20 protein-coding genes and 1 pseudogene are annotated in these 23,992 nt (G+C 55.6%); 12 read left to right on the top strand and 9 right to left on the bottom strand.

Features of this window, described 5'->3' with window-relative positions:
* Positions 1–31: 31 nt before the first annotated feature.
* On the bottom strand, positions 32–961 hold the full coding sequence (locus E3E36_RS01465) for an SPFH domain-containing protein (protein ID WP_167893657.1): 930 nt from the start codon (positions 959–961) through the stop codon (positions 32–34).
* Between the two features lie 126 nt (positions 962–1,087).
* Between E3E36_RS01465 and E3E36_RS01460 the strand changes: the two genes are divergently transcribed.
* From E3E36_RS01460 to ndk, 7 genes are all read left to right on the top strand, one after another.
* The gene (locus tag E3E36_RS01460) at positions 1,088–2,980 is read left to right on the top strand and encodes a phosphoadenosine phosphosulfate reductase family protein (RefSeq protein ID WP_167893656.1); all 1,893 of its coding nucleotides are present in this window, start codon (positions 1,088–1,090) and stop codon (positions 2,978–2,980) included.
* Entirely contained in the window at positions 2,932–3,882 is a 951-nt protein-coding gene (locus E3E36_RS01455; protein ID WP_167893655.1) for a MarR family transcriptional regulator, read from the top strand. The genes E3E36_RS01460 and E3E36_RS01455 overlap by 49 nt, the downstream gene beginning before the upstream one ends.
* 45 nt (positions 3,883–3,927) lie before the next feature.
* Positions 3,928–4,542 carry an HVO_0476 family zinc finger protein gene (locus E3E36_RS01450; RefSeq protein WP_167894685.1) on the top strand — a complete coding sequence of 205 codons (615 nt, stop codon included), beginning with the start codon at positions 3,928–3,930 and terminating at the stop codon, positions 4,540–4,542.
* Positions 4,543–4,728: 186 nt separating this feature from the next.
* Entirely contained in the window at positions 4,729–5,100 is a 372-nt protein-coding gene (gene rpl7ae / locus E3E36_RS01445; protein ID WP_167893654.1) for a 50S ribosomal protein L7Ae, read from the top strand.
* 79 nt (positions 5,101–5,179) lie between these two features.
* Positions 5,180–5,392: a 30S ribosomal protein S28e gene (locus E3E36_RS01440; protein ID WP_012571913.1), complete on the top strand. Its 213-nt coding sequence runs from the start codon at positions 5,180–5,182 to the stop codon at positions 5,390–5,392.
* 5 nt (positions 5,393–5,397) lie between these two features.
* Positions 5,398–5,604 (top strand): 50S ribosomal protein L24e, encoded by a 207-nt coding sequence (locus tag E3E36_RS01435; RefSeq protein WP_055429496.1) that lies wholly within the window; start codon positions 5,398–5,400, stop codon positions 5,602–5,604.
* Positions 5,605–5,707: 103 nt separating this feature from the next.
* On the top strand, positions 5,708–6,232 hold the full coding sequence (ndk, locus tag E3E36_RS01430) for a nucleoside-diphosphate kinase (RefSeq protein WP_167893653.1): 525 nt from the start codon (positions 5,708–5,710) through the stop codon (positions 6,230–6,232).
* Here the strand turns inward: ndk and E3E36_RS01425 are convergent.
* Complete coding sequence (locus tag E3E36_RS01425; protein WP_167893652.1) at positions 6,229–7,119, bottom strand: hypothetical protein; 891 nt, start codon at positions 7,117–7,119, stop codon at positions 6,229–6,231. The genes ndk and E3E36_RS01425 overlap by 4 nt on opposite strands.
* 96 nt (positions 7,120–7,215) lie before the next feature.
* Here E3E36_RS01425 and infB point away from each other — a divergent pair, with 96 nt between their 5' ends.
* Positions 7,216–10,647: an intein-containing translation initiation factor aIF-2 gene (gene infB, locus E3E36_RS01420; protein WP_167893651.1), complete on the top strand. Its 3,432-nt coding sequence runs from the start codon at positions 7,216–7,218 to the stop codon at positions 10,645–10,647.
* A 4-nt stretch (positions 10,648–10,651) separates the two neighbouring features.
* Here infB and rlmD read toward each other — a convergent pair whose 3' ends face one another.
* Positions 10,652–11,914, bottom strand: a complete 1,263-nt coding sequence (gene rlmD / locus E3E36_RS01415) for a 23S rRNA (uracil(1939)-C(5))-methyltransferase RlmD (RefSeq protein WP_167893650.1) — start codon at positions 11,912–11,914, stop codon at positions 10,652–10,654.
* A gap of 90 nt (positions 11,915–12,004) precedes the next feature.
* Between rlmD and E3E36_RS01410 the strand changes: the two genes are divergently transcribed.
* Together E3E36_RS01410 and gyaR are read left to right on the top strand one after the other, a co-directional pair.
* Positions 12,005–12,181, top strand: coding sequence for a zinc ribbon domain-containing protein (locus E3E36_RS01410; RefSeq protein ID WP_240911795.1), 177 nt, complete (start codon positions 12,005–12,007; stop codon positions 12,179–12,181).
* A gap of 47 nt (positions 12,182–12,228) precedes the next feature.
* Positions 12,229–13,234: pseudogene (gyaR, locus tag E3E36_RS01405) on the top strand (glyoxylate reductase).
* Positions 13,235–13,298: 64 nt separating this feature from the next.
* Here gyaR and E3E36_RS01400 read toward each other — a convergent pair.
* From E3E36_RS01400 to E3E36_RS01380, 5 genes are read right to left on the bottom strand one after another with little or no spacing between them, the layout of a single operon-like run.
* Positions 13,299–14,012, bottom strand: coding sequence for a DUF72 domain-containing protein (locus E3E36_RS01400; RefSeq protein ID WP_167893649.1), 714 nt, complete (start codon positions 14,010–14,012; stop codon positions 13,299–13,301).
* A 5-nt stretch (positions 14,013–14,017) separates the two neighbouring features.
* Positions 14,018–15,268 carry a DNA double-strand break repair nuclease NurA gene (locus E3E36_RS01395; RefSeq protein ID WP_167893648.1) on the bottom strand — a complete coding sequence of 417 codons (1,251 nt, stop codon included), beginning with the start codon at positions 15,266–15,268 and terminating at the stop codon, positions 14,018–14,020.
* Complete coding sequence (rad50, locus tag E3E36_RS01390; protein WP_167893647.1) at positions 15,255–17,918, bottom strand: DNA double-strand break repair ATPase Rad50; 2,664 nt, start codon at positions 17,916–17,918, stop codon at positions 15,255–15,257. The genes E3E36_RS01395 and rad50 overlap by 14 nt, the downstream gene beginning before the upstream one ends.
* Positions 17,915–19,357, bottom strand: coding sequence for an exonuclease SbcCD subunit D (locus E3E36_RS01385; RefSeq protein ID WP_167893646.1), 1,443 nt, complete (start codon positions 19,355–19,357; stop codon positions 17,915–17,917). The genes rad50 and E3E36_RS01385 overlap by 4 nt, the downstream gene beginning before the upstream one ends.
* A gap of 9 nt (positions 19,358–19,366) precedes the next feature.
* Positions 19,367–21,031: an ATP-binding protein gene (locus E3E36_RS01380; protein ID WP_167893645.1), complete on the bottom strand. Its 1,665-nt coding sequence runs from the start codon at positions 21,029–21,031 to the stop codon at positions 19,367–19,369.
* 164 nt (positions 21,032–21,195) lie between these two features.
* Here E3E36_RS01380 and E3E36_RS01375 point away from each other — a divergent pair, with 164 nt between their 5' ends.
* Together E3E36_RS01375 and dapA are read left to right on the top strand one after the other, a co-directional pair.
* The gene (locus E3E36_RS01375) at positions 21,196–22,746 is read left to right on the top strand and encodes a dihydropteroate synthase-like protein (protein WP_167893644.1); all 1,551 of its coding nucleotides are present in this window, start codon (positions 21,196–21,198) and stop codon (positions 22,744–22,746) included.
* Between the two features lie 33 nt (positions 22,747–22,779).
* A complete protein-coding gene (gene dapA / locus E3E36_RS01370; protein ID WP_167893643.1) occupies positions 22,780–23,661 on the top strand; it encodes a 4-hydroxy-tetrahydrodipicolinate synthase in 882 nt (293 codons plus the stop codon).
* Positions 23,662–23,688: 27 nt separating this feature from the next.
* On the opposite strand, the gene E3E36_RS01365 is transcribed toward dapA, so the two are convergent.
* A complete protein-coding gene (locus E3E36_RS01365; RefSeq protein ID WP_167893642.1) occupies positions 23,689–23,991 on the bottom strand; it encodes a DUF3216 domain-containing protein in 303 nt (100 codons plus the stop codon).
* Between the last annotated feature and the right edge of the window lies 1 nt (position 23,992).

Here is a 23,992-nt window from a genome sequence, read left to right as displayed (position 1 = left end):
CCACCACCGTTAAAAATTAGTGGGGAGTGGTTTAAGCCTTTTCCCCGCCCGCTGAATTTTTACCGGGGTTTCCCTTCTCGGGCGGCTTGGGTTCTGGAAGGGGCGTCTCCTTGACCTTCTGGAGTATCCTCAGCAGGCCGATGAGGGATTCGGTATCGTAGGGTACGATGAGGTTGCCGTACTTGGCCAGCTCGGGCATCTTCTCGATGTACTGGAGGGTCAGGTACTTCTCGTCAGCCTGGCTTAGAGCTTCGAGAACCTTCCTTATCGCCTCGGCCTGGCCCTCCGCCACGAGTATCTGCCTCTGTTTCTCACCCTCTGCCTTGAGTATCGCTGCCTGCTTCTGTCCCTCCGCTTCCTTAATGGCGGCCTCCTTCTTACCCTCTGCGATGAGTATCATGGCCCTCTTTTCACGCTCGGCCGTCATCTGCTTGGCCATGGCCTCCTGAATGTCCTTGGGCGGGTCTATGCGCTGTATCTCAACGCGGGTTATCTTGACACCCCAGCGGTCGGTTATCTTGTCGAGCTCCTCCCTCAGCTTGGCGTTGATTATGTCCCTCCCGCTGAGGGTCTCGTCGAGCTCCATTTCACCTATTATGGCACGCAAATTAGTTTGCGCGAGCTTGATTATCGCCATGAGGAAGTTGCTGACGTTGTAGACGGCCTTGACCGGGTCAAGTATCTGGTAGTAGACGATGGCATCAACGGTGACAACCACGTTGTCCTTACAGATGACCTCCTGCGGGGGGACATCAACGACGTGCTCGCGCATGTCCACGACTCTAACGCGCTCCATGAAAGGGATTATGAAGTGTATTCCCGGTTCAAGGATCCTGTTGAACTTTCCGAGCCTCTCGACGAGGCCCTTCTGGTACGGCCTTATCACCTTGACGCTCAGCAGGAGCATTATCAAAAGAAAAACCCCAAGGATCAGCAGGGCAGCACTTGCAAAAGCCGGCATTACTATCGCCTCCAGTTGTTTTCAACGAATGTTAAAGTATAAATCCTTTAAAAACTTTTAGTTGGTGCTATTGCCGTCAATCGCCTTTATAAACCCCCGCTCCCTTCTCGCCACAGGTGAGGGAAAATGGGAAGGCCGGTCTTCCTTGGCAAAGCCTACATTCACTGGTGCGAGGAGTGCAACGTCCCGCTCATTGGCGATTCCTGCGCCGTCCATGGGAAAGAGGGAGTGTTCAAGCTCGCCATAACCCCACCGGGCGACCTGCGTTTTGCCTTCGAAAAGGACACCGAGTTCATCCGCTCGGTCTTCAAGGAGCACTACGGCGTGGACGTTGGTGAACTCTTCGAGGGCAAAATCGTACTGCTCAGCAAGACTCCAGGGGAGGACGACGCCTACGAGATAATCCTCGACGGCTACGTTTTCGGCTGGGTGCGCTTCGACCCGTTGGAGCTGAAGTGGAAGCCAGGTTTAAAGGTCGAGGGAGCCATTGCCCTCTGGAAGCGATTCGGAAGGTCCATGAGGAAGTGGATAATCGTCGATGAAGGGGCCATAGAGCCCATACTCAACGGCTCCAACCTCCTGCCAGTCGGCATAATCGAGGCTGAGGGGAGCATAAGGCGGAACGATGATGTGGTTCTCATTTCCGAGGGCGGAGACGTCATCGCGACGGGCATAGCGAAGAAGGACTACGAAGCCCTGGCCAACAAGGAGCGCGGAACCGGTGTCAAGGTCAGGCGGCAGAAGAGTGTGAACTACCGCGAGGGCAGAAAGGCCACGATGGAAGATGTGCTGAGGGCCAACTCCATCGAGCTGGAGAAAAAAGTAGAGGAAGCGAGGCGCTTCATGAGGAAGACTGCCACCCGCTACTCTGACCTTCCGGTTGCAGTGGCTTTCTCCGGCGGCAAGGACAGTCTGGCGGTTCTCGGCCTGGCTTTGGAAGAATTCGGGGACGAGGGCTTTACGGTCTTCTTCAACAACACAGGAATAGAGTTCCCCGAAACGCTTGAATACGTCGAGGAACTGAGGAAGGAGCTTGAGCCGAAGGGTATAAAGTTCATCGTTGCCGATGCCGGCGATGCATTCTGGCGCGCCCTCCACGTCTTCTCGCCGCCCGGTCGCGATTACCGCTGGTGCTGTAAGGTCACCAAGCTCGGCCCGATAACGATGGCAATAAAGGAGAACTATCCGCAGGGCGTTTTGATGTTCGTAGGTCAGCGTAAATACGAGAGCATAAAACGCTTCAAGCAGCCCCGGATATGGAAGAACCCCTGGGTGCCGAACGAGACCGGCGCTTCACCGATATTCCACTGGCGCGCGCTTGAGGTGTGGCTCTACATCTTCAGCAGAAACCTTAAGTACAACCCGCTCTACGAGGACAGGCTTGACAGGATAGGCTGCTTCCTCTGTCCGAGTTCATCCCTGGCGGAAATCTACACACTGAAGGAAGAGAAGCCCGAACTATGGGCCAAGTGGGAGAGGGAGCTTAAGGTCTGGCAGAAGCGCTTTGGAATGCCCGATGAGTGGATAACCTACGGCTTCTGGCGCTGGAAGAGGCTCAGCAGGGGAGAGAAGGCCATAGCAAGGGAGCTGGGAATAGAGGTCAGGGATGACCGTTCCTGGGAGCCCGTGAGGTACTCCATCGAAGAGACCGGGGACGGCTTCGTGACCCGCTTCAACACCGTTGTGAACCTGAAAAGGATTAAGGAAGTTGCTCCAATCCTGGGGGAGGTCGAGGAAGGCGAAAACTACATAAGAGCGGGCGATGTTACATTTAAACCGGATGGTGCCTATACGGGCGACTCCAGGGAGGCGGTGCAGGCATATTACCTCGTCAAGAGGGCCTATGAGTGCGTTGGCTGCGGCGTCTGCGTCGGCAAGTGTCCGGAAGGGGCACTCAGCATTGACCCGAAGAGCAGAAAAATCGTGGTCGACCCTGTGCTGTGCACCCACTGCAGGGAGTGTATGGACGTATGCCCGCTCCTAAAAATCAAAAATCCCTCGGAAGGAAGTCAGCTGTAATCGGGTTATTCCTGATTCTATCTCTCCTTTTCCTCCCGCTGGTCGGCGCAGGGGAGTACGACTATGAAATAAACGCCTACGCGGTCTACTTTGAGGTGATTAGCCCAGATAACATCAAGGAAACTATCGAGATAGACGTGACATCCTACACCAATCTTACCCAGTACGTTATCTACACGGACTACCCTGTGGAGAATGCCAGCGCCGTGCTGGACTTAGGGAATACTGTGGAGAGAATTAACGTTACCGTCAGGGAAGTCCTTGGGGGAACCAACGCAGTATATATGACGTTTCCCACCATCAAGCCTGGCCAGAGCGCCCGGATAAATCTGGCATTTACAACCCGGGGCATGATAAGCAAGAACGGTGAGAAGCAGCAGTTCACGTACTACGTTAAGTTCAGCCAGCCTGTTGGGGTCTTTCACATGCAGCTGCTCGTCCCGAAGGGCTACGCCATACTCTCACCGATAATCCCCTCGCCTGACAGGGTTGAGAGCTCAACGAACAGACTTCTTCTCGAATGGAAGCGCAGTAACGTCCGTCCGGGGGACGAGTTCTACTTCATAGTCGGCTTTTCCGGAGAGATAACGCCGCCCAAGCAGACTTCGCCGCTAGTTTACGTGGCTATATTCATGGCGGGGCTGGTAGTTGGCGGTGGCGGCGTTTACGGCTACATCCTCTACCGCGAGAGGAAGCGGAGCGAGGAGGTGGCCCACCTGAGAACAGACGAGGAGAAGGTTTTGGCAATCCTGAAGGAAGGGCCTATTCTCCAGAGCGAGCTTGCCGAAAAGCTGGGCGTTTCAAAGGCGAAGGTCAGCATAATCCTCCGCGAGATGGAGGAGAAGGGACTGATAACTCGCGTGAAGGAAGGGAGAACCTACAGGGTTTTCCTGAGGGAGTGAGTAGCTTTATAAACGCCTTTCCTATTCTTCCATCTGGTGAGAGACATGGAGGAGTGGTTCATCTGTCCTGAGTGCGGTAGCGATGACGCCGAGGTCATCAAGGAGAGAGGAAGGGAGCTGACGCTCCGCTGTAATGAATGCGGCAACGTCTGGATAATCACCCTGCCAAAGATGGTCAAGGTTCCCCTCATCGTCAGCAAGCACGAGAGGAGCTTCAAGACCTTCGCGGAACTGCCGGAGGGCGAGGAAATCAAGGTGGGCGACATCGTCGAGACCGAGGGGGACGAGGTCAGGATAACGGGAATAGAGCTTGAGGGTGAAAAGCGTGTCGAGAAGGCAAAGATCGGCGAGATAAAGGCCCTCTGGGGTGAGAGCCTCACCTATCCGAAGGTTATCAAGGTCTCCATATACCTTCCCAAGGGCGTTACCCAGGCCTTCAAGGTCAAGGTTCCGAGGGATGAGGAGTTCGTCGTCGGCGAGGTTCTGGAGGTCGGCGGATACACCTTCAAGGTCGAGAAGATAAAGACGGAAACCAAGATGCTCCACTACGGCAAGGCCAAAGCCGATAGAATAGTAGCCCTCATGGGGCACAGCATTCCCCGCGCGAGGGCAAGACGGAGCCTGGAGATATACCGGGGCTACGGCAAGGAATCCACGTGAAAGACTCGGTCGTGATGAGCCTTTCTTTTTCCTTCCTGACCCTTTGGGGAATGAAGAGCTTGGCCGCTGCTGATGGCGGCCGCTCCACTCTGCCTTTTTCCGTTGGTTATCGAAATCCTTTTAAAGCCTCCTCCGGAATTGAGCACGCAAAACTCGATGAACGATGAGGTTTCGGAGGGATGAAGGATGGCGAAGCCAAGCTACGTCAAGTTTGAGGTTCCGCAGGAGCTCGCTGAGAAGGCTCTCGAAGCAGTCGAGCTCGCTCGCGACACCGGAAGGATTAGGAAGGGTACCAACGAGACGACCAAGGCCGTTGAGAGGGGCCAGGCCAAGCTCGTTGTCATAGCTGAGGACGTTGACCCCGAGGAGATAGTTGCCCACCTCCCGCCGCTGTGCGAGGAGAAGGAGATACCGTACATCTACGTTCCGAGCAAGAAGGAGCTCGGCGCTGCTGCTGGTATTGAGGTTCCAGCTGCCAGCGTCGCTATCCTTGAGCCCGGCAAGGGCAGGGAGCTTGTTGAGGACATCGCTATGAAGGTCAGGGAGCTCATGAAGTGAGCTCCTTTTCCTTCCTTCACTCACGGAAAGGTTTAAGTTCATCTCTGCGAGGAGATTTTTAGGTTAAGGGGTGTGAGGAATGAGCGACGAAGGATACCCGGCTGAGGTTATTGAGATCGTCGGCAGGACCGGCGTCACCGGTGGCGTTACTCAGGTCAAGGTTCGCGTCCTTGAGGGGCGCGACAAGGGCAGGGTCATCAGGAGGAACATCAAGGGCCCGGTCCGCGTCGGGGATATAGTCATCCTCAGGGAGACCGAGCGCGAGGCTAGGGAGATCAGGGCCAGGAGGTAACCGAGATGGCCAGGTGGAACGTCTGCTCCTACTGCGGAAAGGAGTTCGAGCCGGGAACGGGCAAGATGTACGTCAGGAACGACGGCAGAGTCCTGTTCTTCTGCTCCAGCAAGTGTGAGAAGTACTACTTCATGGGCAGGAACCCGAGGAAGCTCAAGTGGACCAAGGCCTTCCAGGAGGCAAGGCTTCAGAGGGCCAAGAGGAGGAAGTGATTTCTTTCTTTCCCTTCCTGTTTCTGACTTCGACGTTTCTTGTATGTTGATGCCTTTCCAAAAAACCTATTAACCACCCGGCTAACTAACTTCGGTGTTGCCAATGGCCGAGAGGAAGATAGAAAGAACACTCGTCATACTCAAGCCCGATGCCGTTGTAAGGGGTCTCGTGGGTGAAATAATCAGCCGTTTTGAGAAGCGCGGGCTTAAAATCGTCGGGATGAAGATGATATGGATCACTCGCGAGCTGGCCGAGAAGCACTACGAGGAGCACAAGGGTAAGCCTTTCTTCGAGCCGCTGGTCGATTACGTCACCAAGGCACCGAGCGTTGTAATGGTCGTCGAGGGACGCTACGCCATAAGCGTCGTCAGGAAGATGGCCGGTGCCACCGACCCCAAGGACGCCGAGCCGGGGAGCATACGCGGTGACTACGGCCTCGACGTCGGCGATGCCATCTATAACGTCATCCACGCCTCCGACAGCCCGGAGAGCGCTGAGAGGGAGATAAACCTCTACTTCAAGCCCGAGGAGATCTTTGAGTACTGCAAGGCTGCTGACTGGTTCTACCACACCCACGCAAAGGGGAAGAAGGAGTACTTAGACAGCATGAACTGCCTTGAGCGCTAGTCGATCACGAGAGCCCGCTTGTCTTTTTCTTTAGCCTTCCTTTTGAAAAGTTTCGCGTATTCTTCCATGACCCCCCTGCACTTTTCCCCTGTGTTCTGCTTTGATCTTCTGACGGTGTAGCTTCCCCAGATGACCATTGAGACAAAGGCCAGGGAGAAAAGCGCCGCCGCTGTCAGCGCGCCGGGGCCCAGGGAGGCGCCCACGATGGCAGGCAGGAAAATGAATCCGTAGCCTAGAACTTTATCCTTCGTGCCTGCGGATGGGGCCCTCAGCACACATTCCACCAGCTCCCTCCAGCGAGGGAACTCCTCGATGACCTTTCCGCCCACCACGAGGGTGTTCCCGAGTTTGTATATCGCGTAGCTCTCCCCGTCGGTGAGGCAGTCCAGACCGTTCTTACTTACCAATTCTTTGAGCTCTCCTCTGCAGGGAACCGCCTTAAGGGCGCGCAGGGGTTTTCTGTCTGAGAGCACTAGGAGAACCGCGAGCAGGGCCGAGCCGAGAACGAAGAACATAAAGCTCCCGCTCGCGGATAATCCAATATCCATGCTTAAAAGATACCAAATGAAAAGTGAAGCCCCCGTCATCTCGTCTATTGCCAGGCTTTCCTTCGAGCGGAACCAGAGGTAAAGAACCGCCACGAGCGTCGCCATGAAAGTTTCGAGGCCTATGAGTCCGTTTGGGGTGAACTCACCAAGGGGTGTTGAAACCACCAGGATGCGTCCATTGGGAACCTCCCAGTTCCCGTAGAGCACCCAGTCTGTCAGGTAGGTGAAGAGCGGAATTGCCATCGCCGCCATCACAAGCTCGCCCGCTCGCCCCTTGAACCTGCCGTAGACGAACGCGAGGAGTACCCCAAATCCTGTCCCGATCGCAAACCCTATCATCGCACCACCGCACAAAATTACCACGGCCGTTTTTAATTTTTGCGCCGCCGAACCCTTTAAAAGCCCCCACCGGAGTTAAGCTCAGAGGTGAGGACGATGACGAAGAGGATTAGGCAGCCGATCATAGCTGTTCTCGGTCATGTTGACCATGGTAAGTGCCTTCTTCCAGGGGAGAAGGTAGTGCTCCCAAGCGTTGGAATGGTCACCCTTAAGGAAGTCTTTGAACATGGAAAGGATATTGTGGAAAAGGACCAGGAAAAAGAGGTAAGGCTCTTTGGAGAAATCGTAATCGGGGCCACGGAGGATGGGAAACTTTCCCCTCTGAAAAGTCCCTACGTTTGGAGGGTAAAGCACAGGGGTAAAATCGTGAGGGTTAAGCTCAAAAACTGGCACGGCGTTGGAGTAACCCCGGAACATCCCTTCCTGACGACACGGGGATGGGTGAGGGCCGATCAACTCAAACCTGGGGACTACGTTGCCGTTCCAAGGTTCATCCACGGAAACGAGGATAAAGGGGTATTCAGCTCATACGTCATTTCGAAGATCTCAACGGAGGAGCTCATTGCAAAGCTCGATGAGAACGGCCTAAAGAAAGCAGAGATGATGTTTAGAGGGGAAAAGGCTTACAAGGTGAAAAGAAACGTCTTCCGCACGGAAGACATTGAGAATATCGGCTGGGAGCACGTTGAGAGGATAGCCTTCACGCCGAGAATCCACCGCTCCGGCAAGCCTCTCCATTACGTAAAGCTTCCCAAAACCGATGAGGAGTGGAAGACTCTCTTCTACTTTGCCGGAGTGATGTTCGGGGACGGTAGTCAGGAGAAGATAGCAAACAACGACGTTGAGATCTTCGAGAGGCTGAAGGGGATTGAAAGTCTCGGGGTTGAGCTGAGGCGCGTTAAGAGGAAGACCTCTTGGGAAATTGAGGTGAGAAAAGGTAAGAACGCCCTCCTGCGCCTCTTAAGGCATCTCTTCGAGTTCCCGGATGAGAAGAAGGCGCACAGGATGAGAGTCCCCAACGTCCTCTTCATGGCCCCCAGGGAGTATGTGGCCGAGTTCCTCAGGGGATACTTTGACGCCGATGGTTACGTGAACCTTAAAGACGCCAGAATCGAGGTGACGAGCGCGTCGAGGGAGTTCATCGAGGATCTCTCACTGGTTCTTCTCCGCTACGGAATAGTTTCCAAGATCTACCGCTCGGAATACACCACGCTCGTCATCTCCGGAAAGAGAAACCTCCTTGCATTCGAGAGGCACATCGGCTTCACGGTGAAGGAGAAAGGGGAAAGGCTCGAGCGGATCATAGAAAAGAGCAGGAAAAGTGAGTCCTACCCGATCTTCGAGGAACTCAAGAGGCTCAGACTGCTCTTTGGATTCACGAGGACAGAACTTAACTCCTACGTTCCGTTCTACGGCAAATACGAAGGTGAGGAAGCGCCAAGCTATGAAACGCTGATGAGGATCCTTGATGCCATCGAGAGGGGCTCCCCAACGCTCCAGCGCAAGCTCGCAGTCCTTGAGGGGCGTTCGAGAGACCACAACTACCTGAAGGCCCTTGAGAGGGACGGCCTGATCAAAGATGGAAAGCTAACCGAACTTGGAAGGGAACTGCTCGAGGTATGGCGCAACAGGGAGTTCGACTCAAGGGATATAGCCTATGTCCGCAACATCGCCGAGAACCTTGTTTTCATTCCGGTTGAGACCGTTGAGGAGGAAGAATACAACGGCTACGTCTATGACCTCACCACTGAAACCCACAATTTCGTGGCCAACGGCATACTCGTTCACAATACAACCCTGCTTGACAGGATCAGGCGCACAAACGTCGCCGGCAAGGAAGCCGGCGGAATAACCCAGCACATCGGTGCGACTGAAGTGCCCATTGAGACCGTCAAGCAGCTCGCCGGCCCGCTCATTAAGCTCTGGAAAGGCGAGATAAAGCTCCCTGGACTGCTCTTCATCGATACCCCTGGCCACGAGGCCTTCACGAGCCTGCGCGCGAGGGGAGGGAGCCTTGCCGACCTTGCGGTCCTCATAGTTGATATAAACGAGGGCTTCCAGCCGCAGACGATAGAGAGCATCGAGATACTCAGGAGGAACAGGACACCGTTCATAGTGGCCGCTAACAAGATAGACAGGATAAAGGGCTGGAAGGTCGAGGAGGACGAACCCTTCCTCGTGAACGTCAAGAAACAGGATCAGAGGGCCCAACAGGAGCTTGAGACCAAGCTCTGGGAGCTGATAGGTAAGTTCTACGAGATGGGCTTCCAGGCGAACCGCTTTGATCGCGTCCAGAACTTCACAAGGGAGCTTGCAATAGTTCCGATTTCGGCCAAGTATGGGATAGGCGTCCCCGAACTGCTTGTCCTCATTGCAGGCCTCAGCCAGAAGTATCTTGAGGAGAAGCTCAAGATTGAGGTCGAAGGTCCGGCGCGTGGCACAATTCTCGAAGTTCGCGAGGAGCTCGGCCTTGGAACCACGATAGACGTCATCATCTATGACGGAACCCTCAGAAAGGACGACACCATAGTCGTCGGTGGAAAGGACAAGGCGATAGTCACCAAAATCCGCGCCCTGCTCAAGCCCAAGCCCCTTGACGAGATAAGGGATCCACGTTTCCGCTTCGACCAGGTTGACGAGGTGGCAGCCGCGGCGGGTATTAAGATAGCTGCGCCCGGCCTTGAGGAGGCCCTGGCAGGTTCCCCTGTAATCGCGGCGCGCTCTGAGGAGGAGGTAGAAAGGGCCAGGGAGGAGATACTCAGCCAGATACAGAGCGTCGTTATAAGCACCGGCAAGGTGGGTGTCATAGTCAAGGCCGATACCCTGGGAAGCCTTGAGGCCCTCAGCAAGGAGCTCGGAGAGAAGAACATCCCGATAAGGAAGGCTGATGTAGGGAACATCAGCAAGACCGACGTCATGGAGGCTCTGAGCGTCAAGGACGAGGATCCAAAGTACGGCGTCGTCCTCGGCTTCAACGTCAAGGTGAACGAGGACGCCCAGGAGGTCGCCAAGGCAAAAGGGGTTCCGATATTCGTCGGCAACATCATCTACAAGCTCATCGAGGACTACGAGGCATGGGTAAAGGCCGAGGAGGAGAAGAAGAAGCGCGAGCTGCTCAAGAGTGTTACCTTCCCGGGCGTCATCAGGCTCTACCCGGACGAGCGCTATGTGTTTAGAAGGAGCCACCCGGCGATAGTCGGCATCGAGGTAGTTGAGGGCAGGATACGGCCCGGCGTGATTCTTATCAAGCAGAACGGCCAGAAGGTCGGAGTCATCAAGTCCATCAAGAACAAGAATGACTTCGTCCAGGAGGCAAAGAAGGGCGACGCTGTGGCAATAGCCATCGAGGGTGCGATAGTCGGCAGGCACATCCATCCTGGTGAGACCCTATACGTTGACCTCAGCAAGAACGACGTGATAACACTTGCCAAGCAGCTCAAGAACGAGCTGGATGAGACAGATATAAAGGCCCTCAAGATGACGGCAAGGGTGAAGGCCCAGAAGGATCCGTTCTGGAAGGCTGTTTAGCCTTTTACTTCTTTTCCAGCATTAAAACAGCTTCAACGTGCGGCGTGTGCGGGAACATATCAATGAGGATGGCGTTTTCAATCCGGTAGCTCTTCTTTAAATGCCTCTCATAGTCGAGCCTGAACGCCTTGGGATTGCAGGAGATGTAAACGACCCTCTCGACGCTGCTCTTGGCAAGAAGCTCCCCCACTTCTCTCAACCCCTTTCTCGGCGGGTCAACTATTACGGTGTCGTAGTCGCCGATTGGAGTCTCCTCCGCCCTGCCAACGTGGAAGGTGGCGCTGACGCCGTTCAGCTCTGCGTTTTTCCGCGCCATCTCGACCGCAAAGGGATTCACCTCAACCCCAGCAACCTCAAAGCCCCTCTTCGCCAGCCAGACGCCGAAGGTCCCGACGCCGGAGTACAGGTCAAGGACTCTCTCGCCATCTGCAAAGTCCTCAACGGCCTTCATAAGCAACGGCAGGGCGTAGCTGTTGGTCTGGAAGAAGCTGTTGGGGTGGATGAGGTAAGTCACGTCCTCAACTCGTTCGCGGATGTAGTGCCTTCCCGCCACCAGTCTCGGCTCTCCGCGCGGGTCGTCTCGTTCATCGGTCTTGAGGCTCCAGTAGAGGGAATCAGAAAAGGAGAAGTAGTCCCTAAAGGCCTCCAGAATCTCATCTGGAGGGTCAACGTGGGCGATTAGGTTCACCATGACCTCTCCAGTGAACTTACTCTCCTTTACCTGGAGGTAGTGGACTCCCCCGGTTTTCTTCCGGAGGTTCCAGGGCCTGACCTGGGTCTCCTCCATGAAATCCCGAAGGGCGCGGAGGTACCGGGCAGTTCTCTTCGAGAAAACCGGGCACTCCACAAGGTTAACAACTCCGAGCGGGTTCCCGTACTCCTTCAGTCCGGTTCCGGAGGTGGCAACTATGAAGTTGCTCACGTTCCTGAAGCCCCAGATTTTGGGTGAGCCCTTAATCTCTGCTTCTATCCCTGTAATCCGTTCGAAAACCTCCGCTTTGAGCCTCAGCTGCTCCCTGTACTTCAGCCCCTGCCAGAGGCAACCGCCGCAGGTTCCGAAGTGGGAACAGCGGGGAGCCTGCCTTATCGAGGATTCTTTAATGAGCACAAAATCGGTGGCTATTTTCCTCCCGAAGCGGCGCTTCGCCTTTTTAACACTAACAACGTCCCCTGGATAGGTGAAGGGGACGTAGAACTCTCTATTCTCTACCTTTAGAACCCCGAGGCCATCGTCGCTGATGCTGCCGATCCTCCCCGTCAGCTTCATGTCCCCAGCTTGGAGCGGGCTCTTAAGAAAGTTACCTTGGGGCACAAAAACTTTTTATTGTTTCGGTTTCTACTGGCTTTGGTGGTAACGATGGAAAAGCGCCAGCTCACGTGTCCCCTCTGTGGAGGGACGGACTTCCAGGTCGAGGAGGGCAAGCTCGACAGCAAGTGGGGCTTCACCGCCCACAAGGTGAAAATCGTCATCTGCAGAAACTGCGGCTACGTAATGATGTTCTACAAGGGACGGACGATATGGGACTTCGACTGAGGGCAAAATCTTAAGGGCTTTCCCTTTACCTTTTTCCGGTGGTCGAAGTGAGGCCAAAGGTCTTCATCACCCGTGCCATCCCGGAGAACGGAATCAAGATGCTGGGGGAGCACTTCGAGGTTGAGGTCTGGGAGGACGAGCACGAGATCCCGAGGGACGTTCTCCTTGAGAAAGTCCGCGATGTTGATGCCCTTGTTCCAATGCTCAGCGAGAAGGTTGATAGGGAATTGTTCGACTCTGCACCGAGACTCAGGATTGTGACCAACTACGCCGTCGGCTACGACAACATTGACGTCGAGGAGGCAACCAAGCGCGGGATCTACGTCACCAACACCCCGGACGTTCTTACCAACGCGACCGCCGACTTCGCCTGGACCCTTCTGCTTGCCACCGCAAGAAGGCTCATCGAGGCGGACAAATTTACCCGCTCCGGCGAGTGGAAGCGGAAAGGAATAGCCTGGCACCCGCGCTGGTTCCTCGGCTACGACGTCTATGGCAAGACCATAGGAATAGTCGGCTTCGGCAGGATAGGCCAGGCAATAGCGAGACGCGCTAAGGGCTTCGGGATGAGGATACTCTACAACTCGCGCACGAGGAAGCCCGAGGCCGAGAAAGAACTCGGCGCTGAATTCAAGCCTCTCGACGAGCTCCTTAGGGAGAGCGACTTCGTTGTTTTAGCCGTCCCGCTGACGAAGGAAACTTACCACCTCATCAACGAGGGGCGGCTTAGGCTGATGAAGCCAACAGCGATACTCGTCAACATCGCGAGGGGCAAGGTGGTTGACACCAACGCGCTAGTCAAGGCCCTCAAGGAGGGCTGGATCGCCGGAGCTGGCTTAGACGTCTTTGAGGAGGAGCCGTACTACCACGAGGGGCTCTCCAGCCTTGACAACGTTGTTTTGGCCCCCCCACCTCGGCAGTGCCACCCACGGCGCGAGGGAGGGAATGGCGGAGCTTGTGGCCAAAAACCTCATAGCCTTCAAGAACGGCGAGGTTCCGCCGACACTTGTCAATCGGGAGGTCGTGAAAGTTAGGGAGCCGGGGTTTGAGTGAAATCCGCCGGCGATGATGACGACACCCTCGTCTGACCCGTGATGAACTGGACCCGTGCCTGAGCCTAAAGGAGTTCCTTAAAGCGCTTGGCATCCCGACACATGTTCGAGTTGTTAAAGAAGACGAAGCTCTCCGAGCGGTTCCAGCCGAGAACCCTCTCCTTCACCTTTTCGAGCTCCCCGTCGCTGTAGGCGTGCCTGTAAACAATCTTCCCGTTCTCGTAGCGCCCGTGCAGGCGATAGTAGTTGGTCTCTCCGCTGTGGAGCGGGATCCTCACGAGGGGGTCGGTCACGTCTATAACGTCGAACTCCCTGACGAAGCGCTTAATTCCCTTTTCGCTCCATCCCCTAAGCTCGACGGCTATCTCGAAGTCTCTCCTGTCTATCATCGCAAAGAACTTCTCCGCGTTGACAAAGCTCTCTTCGCTCTCCTTGAAGCTCGTCGGGAGCTGGATGAGGATGAACCTGGCCCCCAAGATTTCCGCTTCCCTCAACGTAAGTCGCCAGAAGTGCAAAACGTCGCCGCTGGGTCTCAGAAGGCCTGCTTCCCTTGGAGGTTTAACGTTGCTCCTCCGCCACGTGGGGCTGTTCGGTGGGTGGGTTACGCCCTGAAAGGCTTTGAGGGCAAAGGTAAAGCCCTGGGGCGCTTCTTTCCGCCAGCGTTCGAGTGTTTTTTCCTGCAGAACTCGGTAAAAGGTTTGCTGCACCTCTATCGCGTCGAAGTCGCGGTAGTACTTCGCGTGCCCCTCGCAGAAGCCGCAGGTTCCGACCCGTATCATCTCCCTCACTCCAGCGGTTCCCTCCCGTAGCGCAGAAAGCTGAGGAACCTCTCGTCTTCTCCCACCAGTGCGCTCAGCACCGCGTTCACATAGGCGTCGAACTCCTGCTTTTTGATGACAACGGAATGGTGGGCGTACTCGAGAGGAATCACGTACTCGTCCTCGGCGACGGAGAGGATATTCGCAAGGGTTCCCTCGAAGTCCTGCCTTTCCGGCACCTCAAGAAGGTATATCAGCCCCCTTTCGGCGAAGCGGACGTATGCCGGCCTTATCCTGGCTCCGAGTATCTTTCCGTCCTCCATGATGAGGATTTCCTTGAGGTTCTGGAGTTTTCCGTGGTGCATCAAATCGACGACCAGCTTGGGAAAGGCCTCCTTGGGCTTTTCGAGGTACCTGAACTCCAGGTAGCCGCTCTCGTCCGAAAGCGAAGCCACAACGGGGGTATCGACTATCATCGGCGCCCCCTTGAGCCTCTCTTTCTCCCTCTCCCTAACCGTCTTAACGACGTCAGACTTGTAGAATGTCTTAGCTACCGCCGCTATCCTGCCCCCAAGGAGCCTGTCCAGCGCGTGGAGATACTCCAGGTACTCGAAGAGGACTATAAGATCCTCCTTGTCGTTGATCCACCAGAAGCTCTCCCTTATACTCCTCGCGCCCCTTTTCATGAGCATTGAGAATATCTCCTCCCCGTTCCAGCCCCTTGAGGGGAGGGAAAAACCGTTGAGCACGCCGGTTTTCTCCAGCTCCTTCCGCCACTCGGCCCACTGTTCGTCGAGGAAGTCGAGGAACTCCAGGGCCGCTTCGAGGAGCTGCTTTCCGTGCCGGCTGTAGAGTTCCCTCGTCGTCGAAGATGCGTAAGTGGGAGGGGTGATTATGGCGCTGCTTATCGTGCCGTCCATGAGCACCAGATCGGCGCCGAGTTCGAGCATCATCGCGCCCATTCTCTTCTCCAGGATGTCCATGTGAATCCTGACCCTCTCCTCGACGTTCTTGTAGGGGAAGACCATGCCGATGTCGTTCCAGTAGTAGAGCCTCTCACCTATCGCAGAGGCCGAAACGGCGTAGATTATCGCCCCGCTGAGGCGCTTCATCATCCTGCTGCCGTCGATCGCGTAAACGTTCCCACCCCTCGGAGCGGGCAGGGACTTCCAGGTGAAGTGTTTCGCCACAGCACTTCTCAGCCTCTCGACGTCCCTGAGGCTCCTGAGGAGAAAGTCCCTGATCTCCCTGAGGTGAACGTCGCTAATACGCTCCAAGGCTCTCAACCTCCACGCGGCTCTTCCCCCCGACGTTCAGGACGCGGATGACATAATCAGCGGCGTCCTTCAGCTCTTCGTCGTGGGAAACTATTATCACCTGCGGTATCTTTCTCAGCTGGCTCGATATTATCTCCACGAGTTTCTTCCTCCTTTCCTCGTCGAGGAACGGCGTCGGTTCGTCTAGGATGAGCAGCTCAAGGTTCCTGACCTTGTAGAGCGAAAGGGCCAGACGGAACGCTAAACCAAGCGCTATCCTCTCGCCGCCGCTGAGGAACTCCAGACCAACTTCGTTGCCCGCGTAGAGCACCTTCAGCTCTATCCTCTCCTTACTATACTTCTTCTCGCGTTTGAGCTTTATCCCCTGGTACTTGCCCTCGGTCATCTCCGAGAACATCTCCCCTGCGAGTTTCTGCACCTCCTCAAGGCCCCTCAGCTCCTCCTCTGCCTTGAGTCTTGCCACTTTCTCCCTGAATGCGGTCATGTCGGCTATGGCCTTCTCAACGGTCTCGAGTTCTTTTTGGGCCTCCTCGATCTCCTTCCTCTTGGCCTTCAGCCCCTCCAGGAGCTTCACAACCTCGTTTCTCAGCTCTTCTGCCCCCTTCAGCTCTGCCCTGGCCTTCTCAAGCTCCCTGGCTGTCTCCATATACCTCTTTTCGGCCTCTGAATAGGCCTCCTCCGAGAAGTCCTTGGAGAGCTTCTTTAACTCTATATCCAGTTTTCTGAGCTCCGTTTCGAGGTTCTCAAGACCCTTAACCGCCTCACTGCGCCTCTTCTCCAGGAGGGCAAGCTTCTTCCTAGTCCTCTCAAGCTGCGCCGGAACACTCCTGAGCGAGAGGTACTCCCGGTAAGCCGGCTCAAGCTCGGTAAGCCTCTCCTCAACGGCTTCGAAGGAGTCAAAGCCTTCCTCTTTCAGCTTCTTTTCTATGCCCCTCTTCTTTTCTTCTATCTCCGCAAGTCTCTTCTCTGTCTTCTCCAGCTCCGTTTTGGCCTTTTCAAGCTCTTCGAGCTCCTCCATGAGGTGCCTTAGTTCCTTCTTTATCTCGATGAGCCTGGCCTTTGCGTTTTCGAACTCCTCTGCGGCCCTCTCAAGTTCCTCCAGGTCGTACTTGCCCAGCTTCTCCTCAACTTCCTTCAGCAGGTCAGCGGTCTTCTTCAGCCTTATGAGCTTCGGCTCCCTCTTCACCAGCTCCCTGAGCTCGGCCTCCCTCTTCCTGAACTTCTCAAGCTCCTTTGAGAACCTCTTCAGCTTCTTCTCTATGGAAGCTATCTCTGCGTCGTACTCTGCCTTTATCTCCTCCTCGTCATGCTCCTCGATGGGCCTCTTGCAGAGCGGACATACCTTGGCCCCTTTGAGCTTCGAGAGGTTTTCAAGGAGGCTCTCCCTCTGTCCGTTGAGGCTCGCCATCTCTTCCCTTATCTTCGCCGTCTCCTCGCGGAGGTTCTCAAGCTCCTCCTTCGCGCTCTCAACTGCCTTAATTTCTTCTCCCAGTTCCTCCGGCGTTATGCCCGCCCTCTCAAGTTCGCCCCTGTACCTCTCTGCCTCGGCCTTAAGCTGGAGGGCACGCTGATAGAGGCCGTTCTTCATTTTCAGCTCCTCGTAAGTCTCCCTGAGGGTTTTTTCCTCCTTTTCAAGCTCTCTGATATTAGCCGAAACCTCGTCTATCTTGCCCGTCTTCTCCTCAAGGGAGCGCTTTTTCTCCGCCAGCCTTGCCGCGGAGAGGTCGAGCTTTGAGAGCTCGTCCTTGAGTGCAAGGAGGGACTTCAGCCTGAGGTACTCCCTCTCGAGCGGTTCGAGTTCCTCCAACCGCTTAAGCTTCTCCTCAAGCTCTTCTATCTCCTTCTTTGCCTCCGAAATCTGGGTCTCGTAGTCCGCTATCCGGTCCTTTTCAGCCTTTATCTTCTGCTCAAGAACGGCCTTCCTCTTCTCCAGCTTATCAAGCTCCTCCTTCAGTCCCTTCAGGCGGGAGTACTCTTTCTCGGCCTCCTCGAACTCCCTCTGGAGCTCCCTCTCCCTCCCCCTGAGCTTGCTTATCCTCCTCAGCGTCTCGGAGAAGCGCTTCTCGGCATCGCGGAGGTCCTCCTCGACCTCGGTCTTTCTCTCGATGAGCTTCCTTAGGTACTCCCTCTTCCTCTTCAGCTCCCTTATCACATCGGCCGCGTTCCTCTCGGCGTTCTCATAGTCCTCTATGCCCAGAACCTTCCTCAGAACTTTCTCCATTATCTCGCGGTTGGTGATTATGCCCTCTATCTCGCCCTGCCTTATGTAGAGCGCGTTGGTGAAGACCTGTATTGGGTATATGTTCTTCTCGACCCAGCGCGCTATGTCGGAGCTTTTCTCGGCTATCAGACCGCCATCCTCAAGGAGCTCATTCTTCTTGGAGTCCCTGACTATCTTGTATATTTTTCCGTCGTGTTCGAACTCGAGGATAAGCGCCATACCGCCCGTTGAGCCGACGCGGGTGTTGGCACTGAGGTATCCCCTCGGGAAGCTCGGGTGCCCGAGGTAGAGGGCCGCGAATATCGCCTCCAGGATCGAGCTTTTGCCCGCCCCGTTTTGACCTATCAGCAGGTTTATGCCGTCGCTGAACTCCACCTCGCTCCTCTCGTGGGCCCTGAAGTTCCTGATCTTTATCCTCCTTATCCTCACGGCTTACCCCTCCTGAGCCACGCGTCGAGGCTCGATGGGTTTTTGGGTTTAGAAATGGGCTTGGGCTTTTTGGGAGCTTTCCCAGTTTCCTTCCCGGTTTTTGTGGGTTCCTTTGTTTTTGCTGGTTTCCTGGCTTTCGCCGGTTTTTCTCCAGTTTCAGCTTTTGCGGTTCCTTCCTTGGCCTGTCCCTCCGGTTCAGCCCCCTTTTTCGTGACTGGGGCTTTGGCCGGGATTCCCTTCTCGTACCTCTCAACCAGCCAGGAGACGAAATCTGAGAGTCCCTCGGAGAACTCCTTGGGAGAAACCCTGAGGTGCAGGAGAAGCTCCCTTTCCCACTCTGTGAACAGCTCCTCCTCGCTCAGCCTCTCCTTCGAGATAACAGCCTCACCAACGACCCTGCTCCGGAAGGTGTAGTACCTTATTCCGGAGTCCTTGAGGAGGTCGTTGAACTCGGCCAAGCTTATTCCTCCCTTGACGGTTCCTTCGAGCGTTATAACCGCTATCGCGTCCCTCGGGACGAGGGAAGCAGTCTCCTCAACCTTTTCCCTGAGTTCTGCCTTGCCCTCTCCCTCAACGCGTATTGAGTAGAAGGGCCTCGCATCGACTTCTACGAACTCCGGCTGAAAGTCCTCGACTATGTAGAACCCCTTCGGTCCCTCGCGGCTTTCCATCACCTTGGGCTTCTTGTCCCTGGTGGAGTATCGGATTATGTGGCTCGCCTCTCTTATCTCGGTTCTCTCCAGCGAGCCTGGATAAACGATCGGCCCGCTCAGCCCCGTCTGGGCCGTCTCTGCTATTCTGCGCACGTGGATGTGACCAAGGGCATAGTAAGAGAATCCGTCCGGCAGCTCGTTGAGCTTCAGGTCGAAGGCGTCCTGGTAGGGCGTGTCCTTCGCGAGGTAGTCCACCGCCTGGTGGAGCATCAGGATGCCCTTCTTTCCCTTGAAGAGCGCCTTGAGGACGTTTACGGCCCCATCGTTCCTTATGAGCTGCCAGCGCGTGTGGTGCCTCAGTCCGTGAATTTCAACGTCCCCGACCTGCCCCCAGACGAGGTAGCGGTTTTCCGAGAGCTTTTTGCTCCTCTGAAACTCGTTCTCCCTCGGCTCCCTCTTGAGCCCGACGGTGTGGATGAGGCCCAAGTGTTCCAGGAGGTCGAAGACGGAAGTTTCCCTTATCGTCTTGTCGTGGTTGCCCTCTATTGCGAAGACCGGAATGTCCTTCCTCTTCGGGATTTCGAGTATCTCAACGGCATCGCGTATCGTCTTTGGTGAGGGCCTGCTCACGTGGAAGAGGTCGCCCGCGATGAGTATGAAATCCACCCTCTCCTTCACGGCCTTCTCGATGGCTTCGCGGAAAACTCTGACGTAGTCGTCGTAGCGGAAGGGCTGGTTGAACTGCTCCCTTCCCAAGTGGACGTCGGAGATGTGCGCGAACCTCATAGCGACACCTCACAGCGGGAGGGCGTTGATGGCCTCCTCCTCGGTTACCTCTTCCTCCTCGTCCCTTCCGCCGAGCCACTCCGCAACTATGTCGATGTCGCCGCCGCCGTAGTGGCCCTTCATGTCCTTCTCGAAGCTGTATATCTTCACCATCGCCGGGATCGTTATCGCGTAGCCCACTATGACAGCCTCACCAACGCCGAGGGAGGCAATGTCGCTCAGCAGATCCTCGCTTATCTGCTCGCTCGCCTGCTGGACGTAGCGCTGGTCGTTCGGCTCGACGAGCTTGAGGATTATCTTGGTGTTGGTCTGGCTGAGTATATCGTCGTCCAGCTTCTTGGGCCTCTGGGAGACTATGCCGAGGCCGACTCCGAACTTTCTGCCCTCGCGCGCTATCTTGCCGAGCCAGAGCGTCGCCGGGTTCTTCTCGCCCCTCGGCGCGAATATGTGGGCCTCCTCGACTATGACGAGAACGGGCCTTGTGAGGGCCGGATACCTTTCGGAAACCTCCCTCACGAGGGCCTTATCGCCGGTTCTAACGCCTTTCACGTAGTCTATGCGGTTCTTGAGAATTCCGCGCAGGACGAAGCTTGCGAGGGTAATCATCTGATCCTCTTCCATTCCGCTCAGATCTATCACGTTCACCATTCCAGGCCTTATCTCGCTCAGCACATTGACAGGGCTTATGAACTCTCCGAAGTTGGCCCTCAGCTCGCTCAGGTAGTCCTTCAGCCTTATCAGGGCCTCCAGGTCCCTCGCCTGTATCTTCCTGGGCGTCTCTATACCCTTCTCGTCGTAGTAGTGGATGATCTTGTCATCGGTGTTCTCGTAAACGCGTATCCACTCCTCTATCTTGTCCTCCATCTCGTGGATGAACTGCATTCCGCCGACGACCTGGCCCTTCCTTCTCATCTCCTCCCTAACCGTCCTGTAAACCAGCCCCAGAAAGCGCCTCTGTAAACTGGCGTTCTCCGCTATACCGAGCAGTGTGGCGAACTCACTGAGCCTTATCCTTCCGGGGTCAATTGTGGCCTTTATCGGGTTCACGCGTGCGCCGGGCCAGCCCAGCCTCTGATATTCGCCGTGGGGGTCGAGGAGGACAACCGTCGCGTTGACGTTGCTCACCAGCTCCTTCGTGAGAACAGCTATCGTGTTGGACTTTCCGGCACCAGTGACAGCTAAAACTGCGAAATGCCTTGAAACTAGTCTGTTGGCGTCGAGCTTGACCTCTATATCGCTCCTCGCTATAAGCCTTCCGAGCCGTATGTGTCCATCGGAGAAGATTCTCGCCAAGTCTTCATCCCTCGCCAGGTAGACCTTCTCTCCCGGTTTTATCGGGACGCGGTTCGGGGCGGGCTTCGTCAGAAACTCGCCGTCGTGCTTCCTCAGCACGCCGAGGACTTTCGCGGTCGCCAGGATCGCCTCGCTCTTGTCCAGAACTCCCTTCGAGAAAACGTTCACGGTCTTCTCAACGTAGTCGTAGCTCCCCCTGCCGGCGTCCATGAGCCAGTTTATGTTTCTAATCGACTTCAGAAGGGCAAGAACCTCGTCGCCGTCCCTGTTCCTAGCGATGAGGAACTCCCCGAAGCGGGGAAGTTCATTCCTCGGATTTACTATGAAAGTGAAGTGGTCGGTGGTTGATTCACCGAACACGATTCCAACTGCGTCCTCCATATTACCACCTTTAGTTGATTTCTCCCAGTGGAACAAAAACCTTTCGTCCCATTTAAAAACCTCGAGGTTTAGTGCCCCTGCCCGATGAAGAGCTACTCCTGGCTGAGATGTGATGAGCCACCTACCGGCGGAGGGCATTTAAGGGATTCCACCAATTTACACCCATGCGGAAACCCAAGCGAATACTCCTCGTCACTGGAAGGCTTGCAGAGCCCCTCGTCAGGAAGTACGGGAAGGGCTGTAATGTCTTCGTTACACCGGTGAGCGTTGCCGCCTTCCTGACGCCCGAGATGATAGCGGACTACTTAAAAAAGGCGGGCATAAAGAGCGATGACTACGACCTGATTCTCATTCCGGGCCTCGTCCGCGGCTCCGCCCAGCTCATCGAGGACGAGCTGGGAATCCCTGCCTTCAAAGGGCCGAGAAACGCGATGGATCTCCCCCAGACGCTTAAAGCCCTTCGTGAAGGGTTCAAGCCCAGCAAGGAAGTCCCCGCCGATGATCTCTTCTCGGTCGATGCCCTAAAGCGCGTCGAGGACATCAGAAATAAGGCCAAAAACAGGCGCTACATCGAAAAAGCCCTCAAGAAGCCATGGAATGTTCTCATAGGTGGCCTTCCGGCAGGCAGGGACTTTCCTACCCGGATTCTGGGGGAAGTGGTTGACGCTCCAAAGCTTGGGATTGAAAAGGTCATCGAAAAGGCCCTCTACTACCTCCACGAGGGTGCTGACATCGTAGACATCGGCATGATCGCCGGGGAGACCAACCTCGACTTCATCGGGGGAATCCCCGAGATCCACGAGAGGCTGAAAGAGGCCGGCTTTGAAGTCCCGATAAGCTTCGACTCGCTCAACACTGCTGAAATCGAGAAGGCGCTTGACTACGCCGACCTCTTCCTCAGCATTGACGAGGGGAACCTTGAGGAGCTCGTAACGGAGAAGCCTGTCGTTTTAATCCCCACGAACCAGCGGGAGGGCTTCTTTCCCACCAGACCTGCTGAGCGTGTTGAATTTCTTGAGAGGCTGAAGGAGAGAGCCATCGACCTCGGATACAGAACGGTAATCCCCGACCTGATTTTGGAGCACGTACCCCATCTGGCGCGCTCCATCACCGCCTTCCAGCTCTACCGCGAGAGAAACCCCAATGATATTGTCCTGGCGGGTGTTGGAAACGTCGTTGAGCTCTACGACGCCGACAGCGTGGGAATAAACGCCCTTTTAGCTGGAATCGCCAAGGAACTCTCCATAAACCTCCTTCTCACGACCGAGGTCAGTGCCAAAGCCAGGGGCTCTGTCCGGGAGCTCAGGCGGGCGATCGACATGAATCTCTTTGATATCCCCAAAGACCTCGGCTTCGACCTGCTCCTTTTGAAGGAAAAAAGAACCGCGGACTGGCGGTTTGAACCCGCTGGGGAAGTCGTCAAGGCAAGGGCAAGGCCGGTTCAGCTTGAGCCTGTCTATTTCCGGATTTGGGTCGAGCACGGGAAAATCTGGGTGAACGCTCACCGCGGAACGGAGGCCCTCTTAACCATCGTTGGTGACGAGCCGAACGCGATAATCGACACGATTCTGGAGCACTTTGAAATAAGCCCAAGGCACGCATTCTACCTCGGACGGGAGCTGGAGAGGGCTAAAACGGCGCTGAAGCTCAGGAGGAGCTACGTCCAGGAGGTCGGGCTGTTTGGGGAGTTTTACAGAGACGCCCACAAACTTTAACTCCACAGAAACCCTATCTCCTTTTGATGCCCTATGCTCAGCGGAGTATTCGTCCCCCACGTCACACCCTTTGATGGAAAAGAGAATGTAAACGAGCCGGTTCTCAGGGAGCTGGTTCACTATTTCATCGGCGCCGGCCTCAACGGTCTCGTTTCCCTCGGCAGCAATGGGGAGTTCCCCTATCTGAGCTTCGAGGAGAAGCTTAAGGTCGTTGAGATTGTCCGGGAGGAGGTAAAATCCCGCGTTCCGGTAATAGCCGGTGCCACCGAGAACTCGACCAGAGAAACGCTGAGGCTTGGGAGGGCCCTCCTCGACATCGGTGCCGATGCCCTCTTAATTGGTCCTCCCTACTACTTCAAGCCGTCTTCGGAGGAGCTCTTCGCCCACTACTCAACGCTCGCCGACAAGCTCGACGGCAAAATCCTCATATACAACGTCCCCAAGTTCACCGGGATTAACGTTCCACTGGACGCTATCGAAAGACTTGCCGGGGAGCACTCGAACATAATCGGCATTAAGGACTCAAGTGCGAACATGGGGAGGATAACCGAGCTTGTGAGGCGCATGGGCAATAAATTCACTATCCTCGCAGGAACTGCCGACGTTATGTACCCCTCGTGGGTCATTGGGGCGCACGGGACAGTTGTAGCCGTTGCTAACGTCGCCCCTGAACTCTGCGCCGAACTCTACAGGGCATTTAAAGAGGGAGACCACCGGAAGGCGAGGGAGCTCCAGCTCAAGATAAACCTCGTCAACGAGGTCGTCGTGAAGAAATACAACCAGATAAGCGCGATAAAGGCCGCGATGGGAATGAGAGGCCTGAAAGTCGGGAAGCCCAGGTTTCCATCCCTGCCGCTCGGTGAAGACGCGCTTGGGGACATAAAGGAAGCCCTGAAGACCGCTGGAGTGCTTTAAATTTGGGGCCGGCTGGGCCTGCCTTTTTCACTCAACCCTGAGGTTCTGCATCGCGGGCTTCCGGAACAGCTCGTCCAGCTCCTGCCTCCTCGCGCTCACCATCTCCAAGAGCCCTCTGACCTCGCTGTTTTCTGGGTACTTTCTTCTCAGGCTCACCAGTATTCCCTCAAGGAAGCCCAGGATGGAGACCTTTATGAAATCCTCACCTTTCTTGGTTTCCAACCCCTCGTTGAGCCTCACAAATGAGTCAAGCCTTGCTATGAGCGCTTTTTCGTTCAGCTCTTCGAGCAACTTCCTAACCTCCCAAATCTCAGGGACATCACTCGGCATT

It is taken from the genome of Thermococcus sp. M36 (assembly GCF_012027355.1).
Taxonomy (GTDB): domain Archaea; phylum Methanobacteriota_B; class Thermococci; order Thermococcales; family Thermococcaceae; genus Thermococcus.
This window is presented reverse-complemented; position numbering and strand designations above follow the sequence as displayed.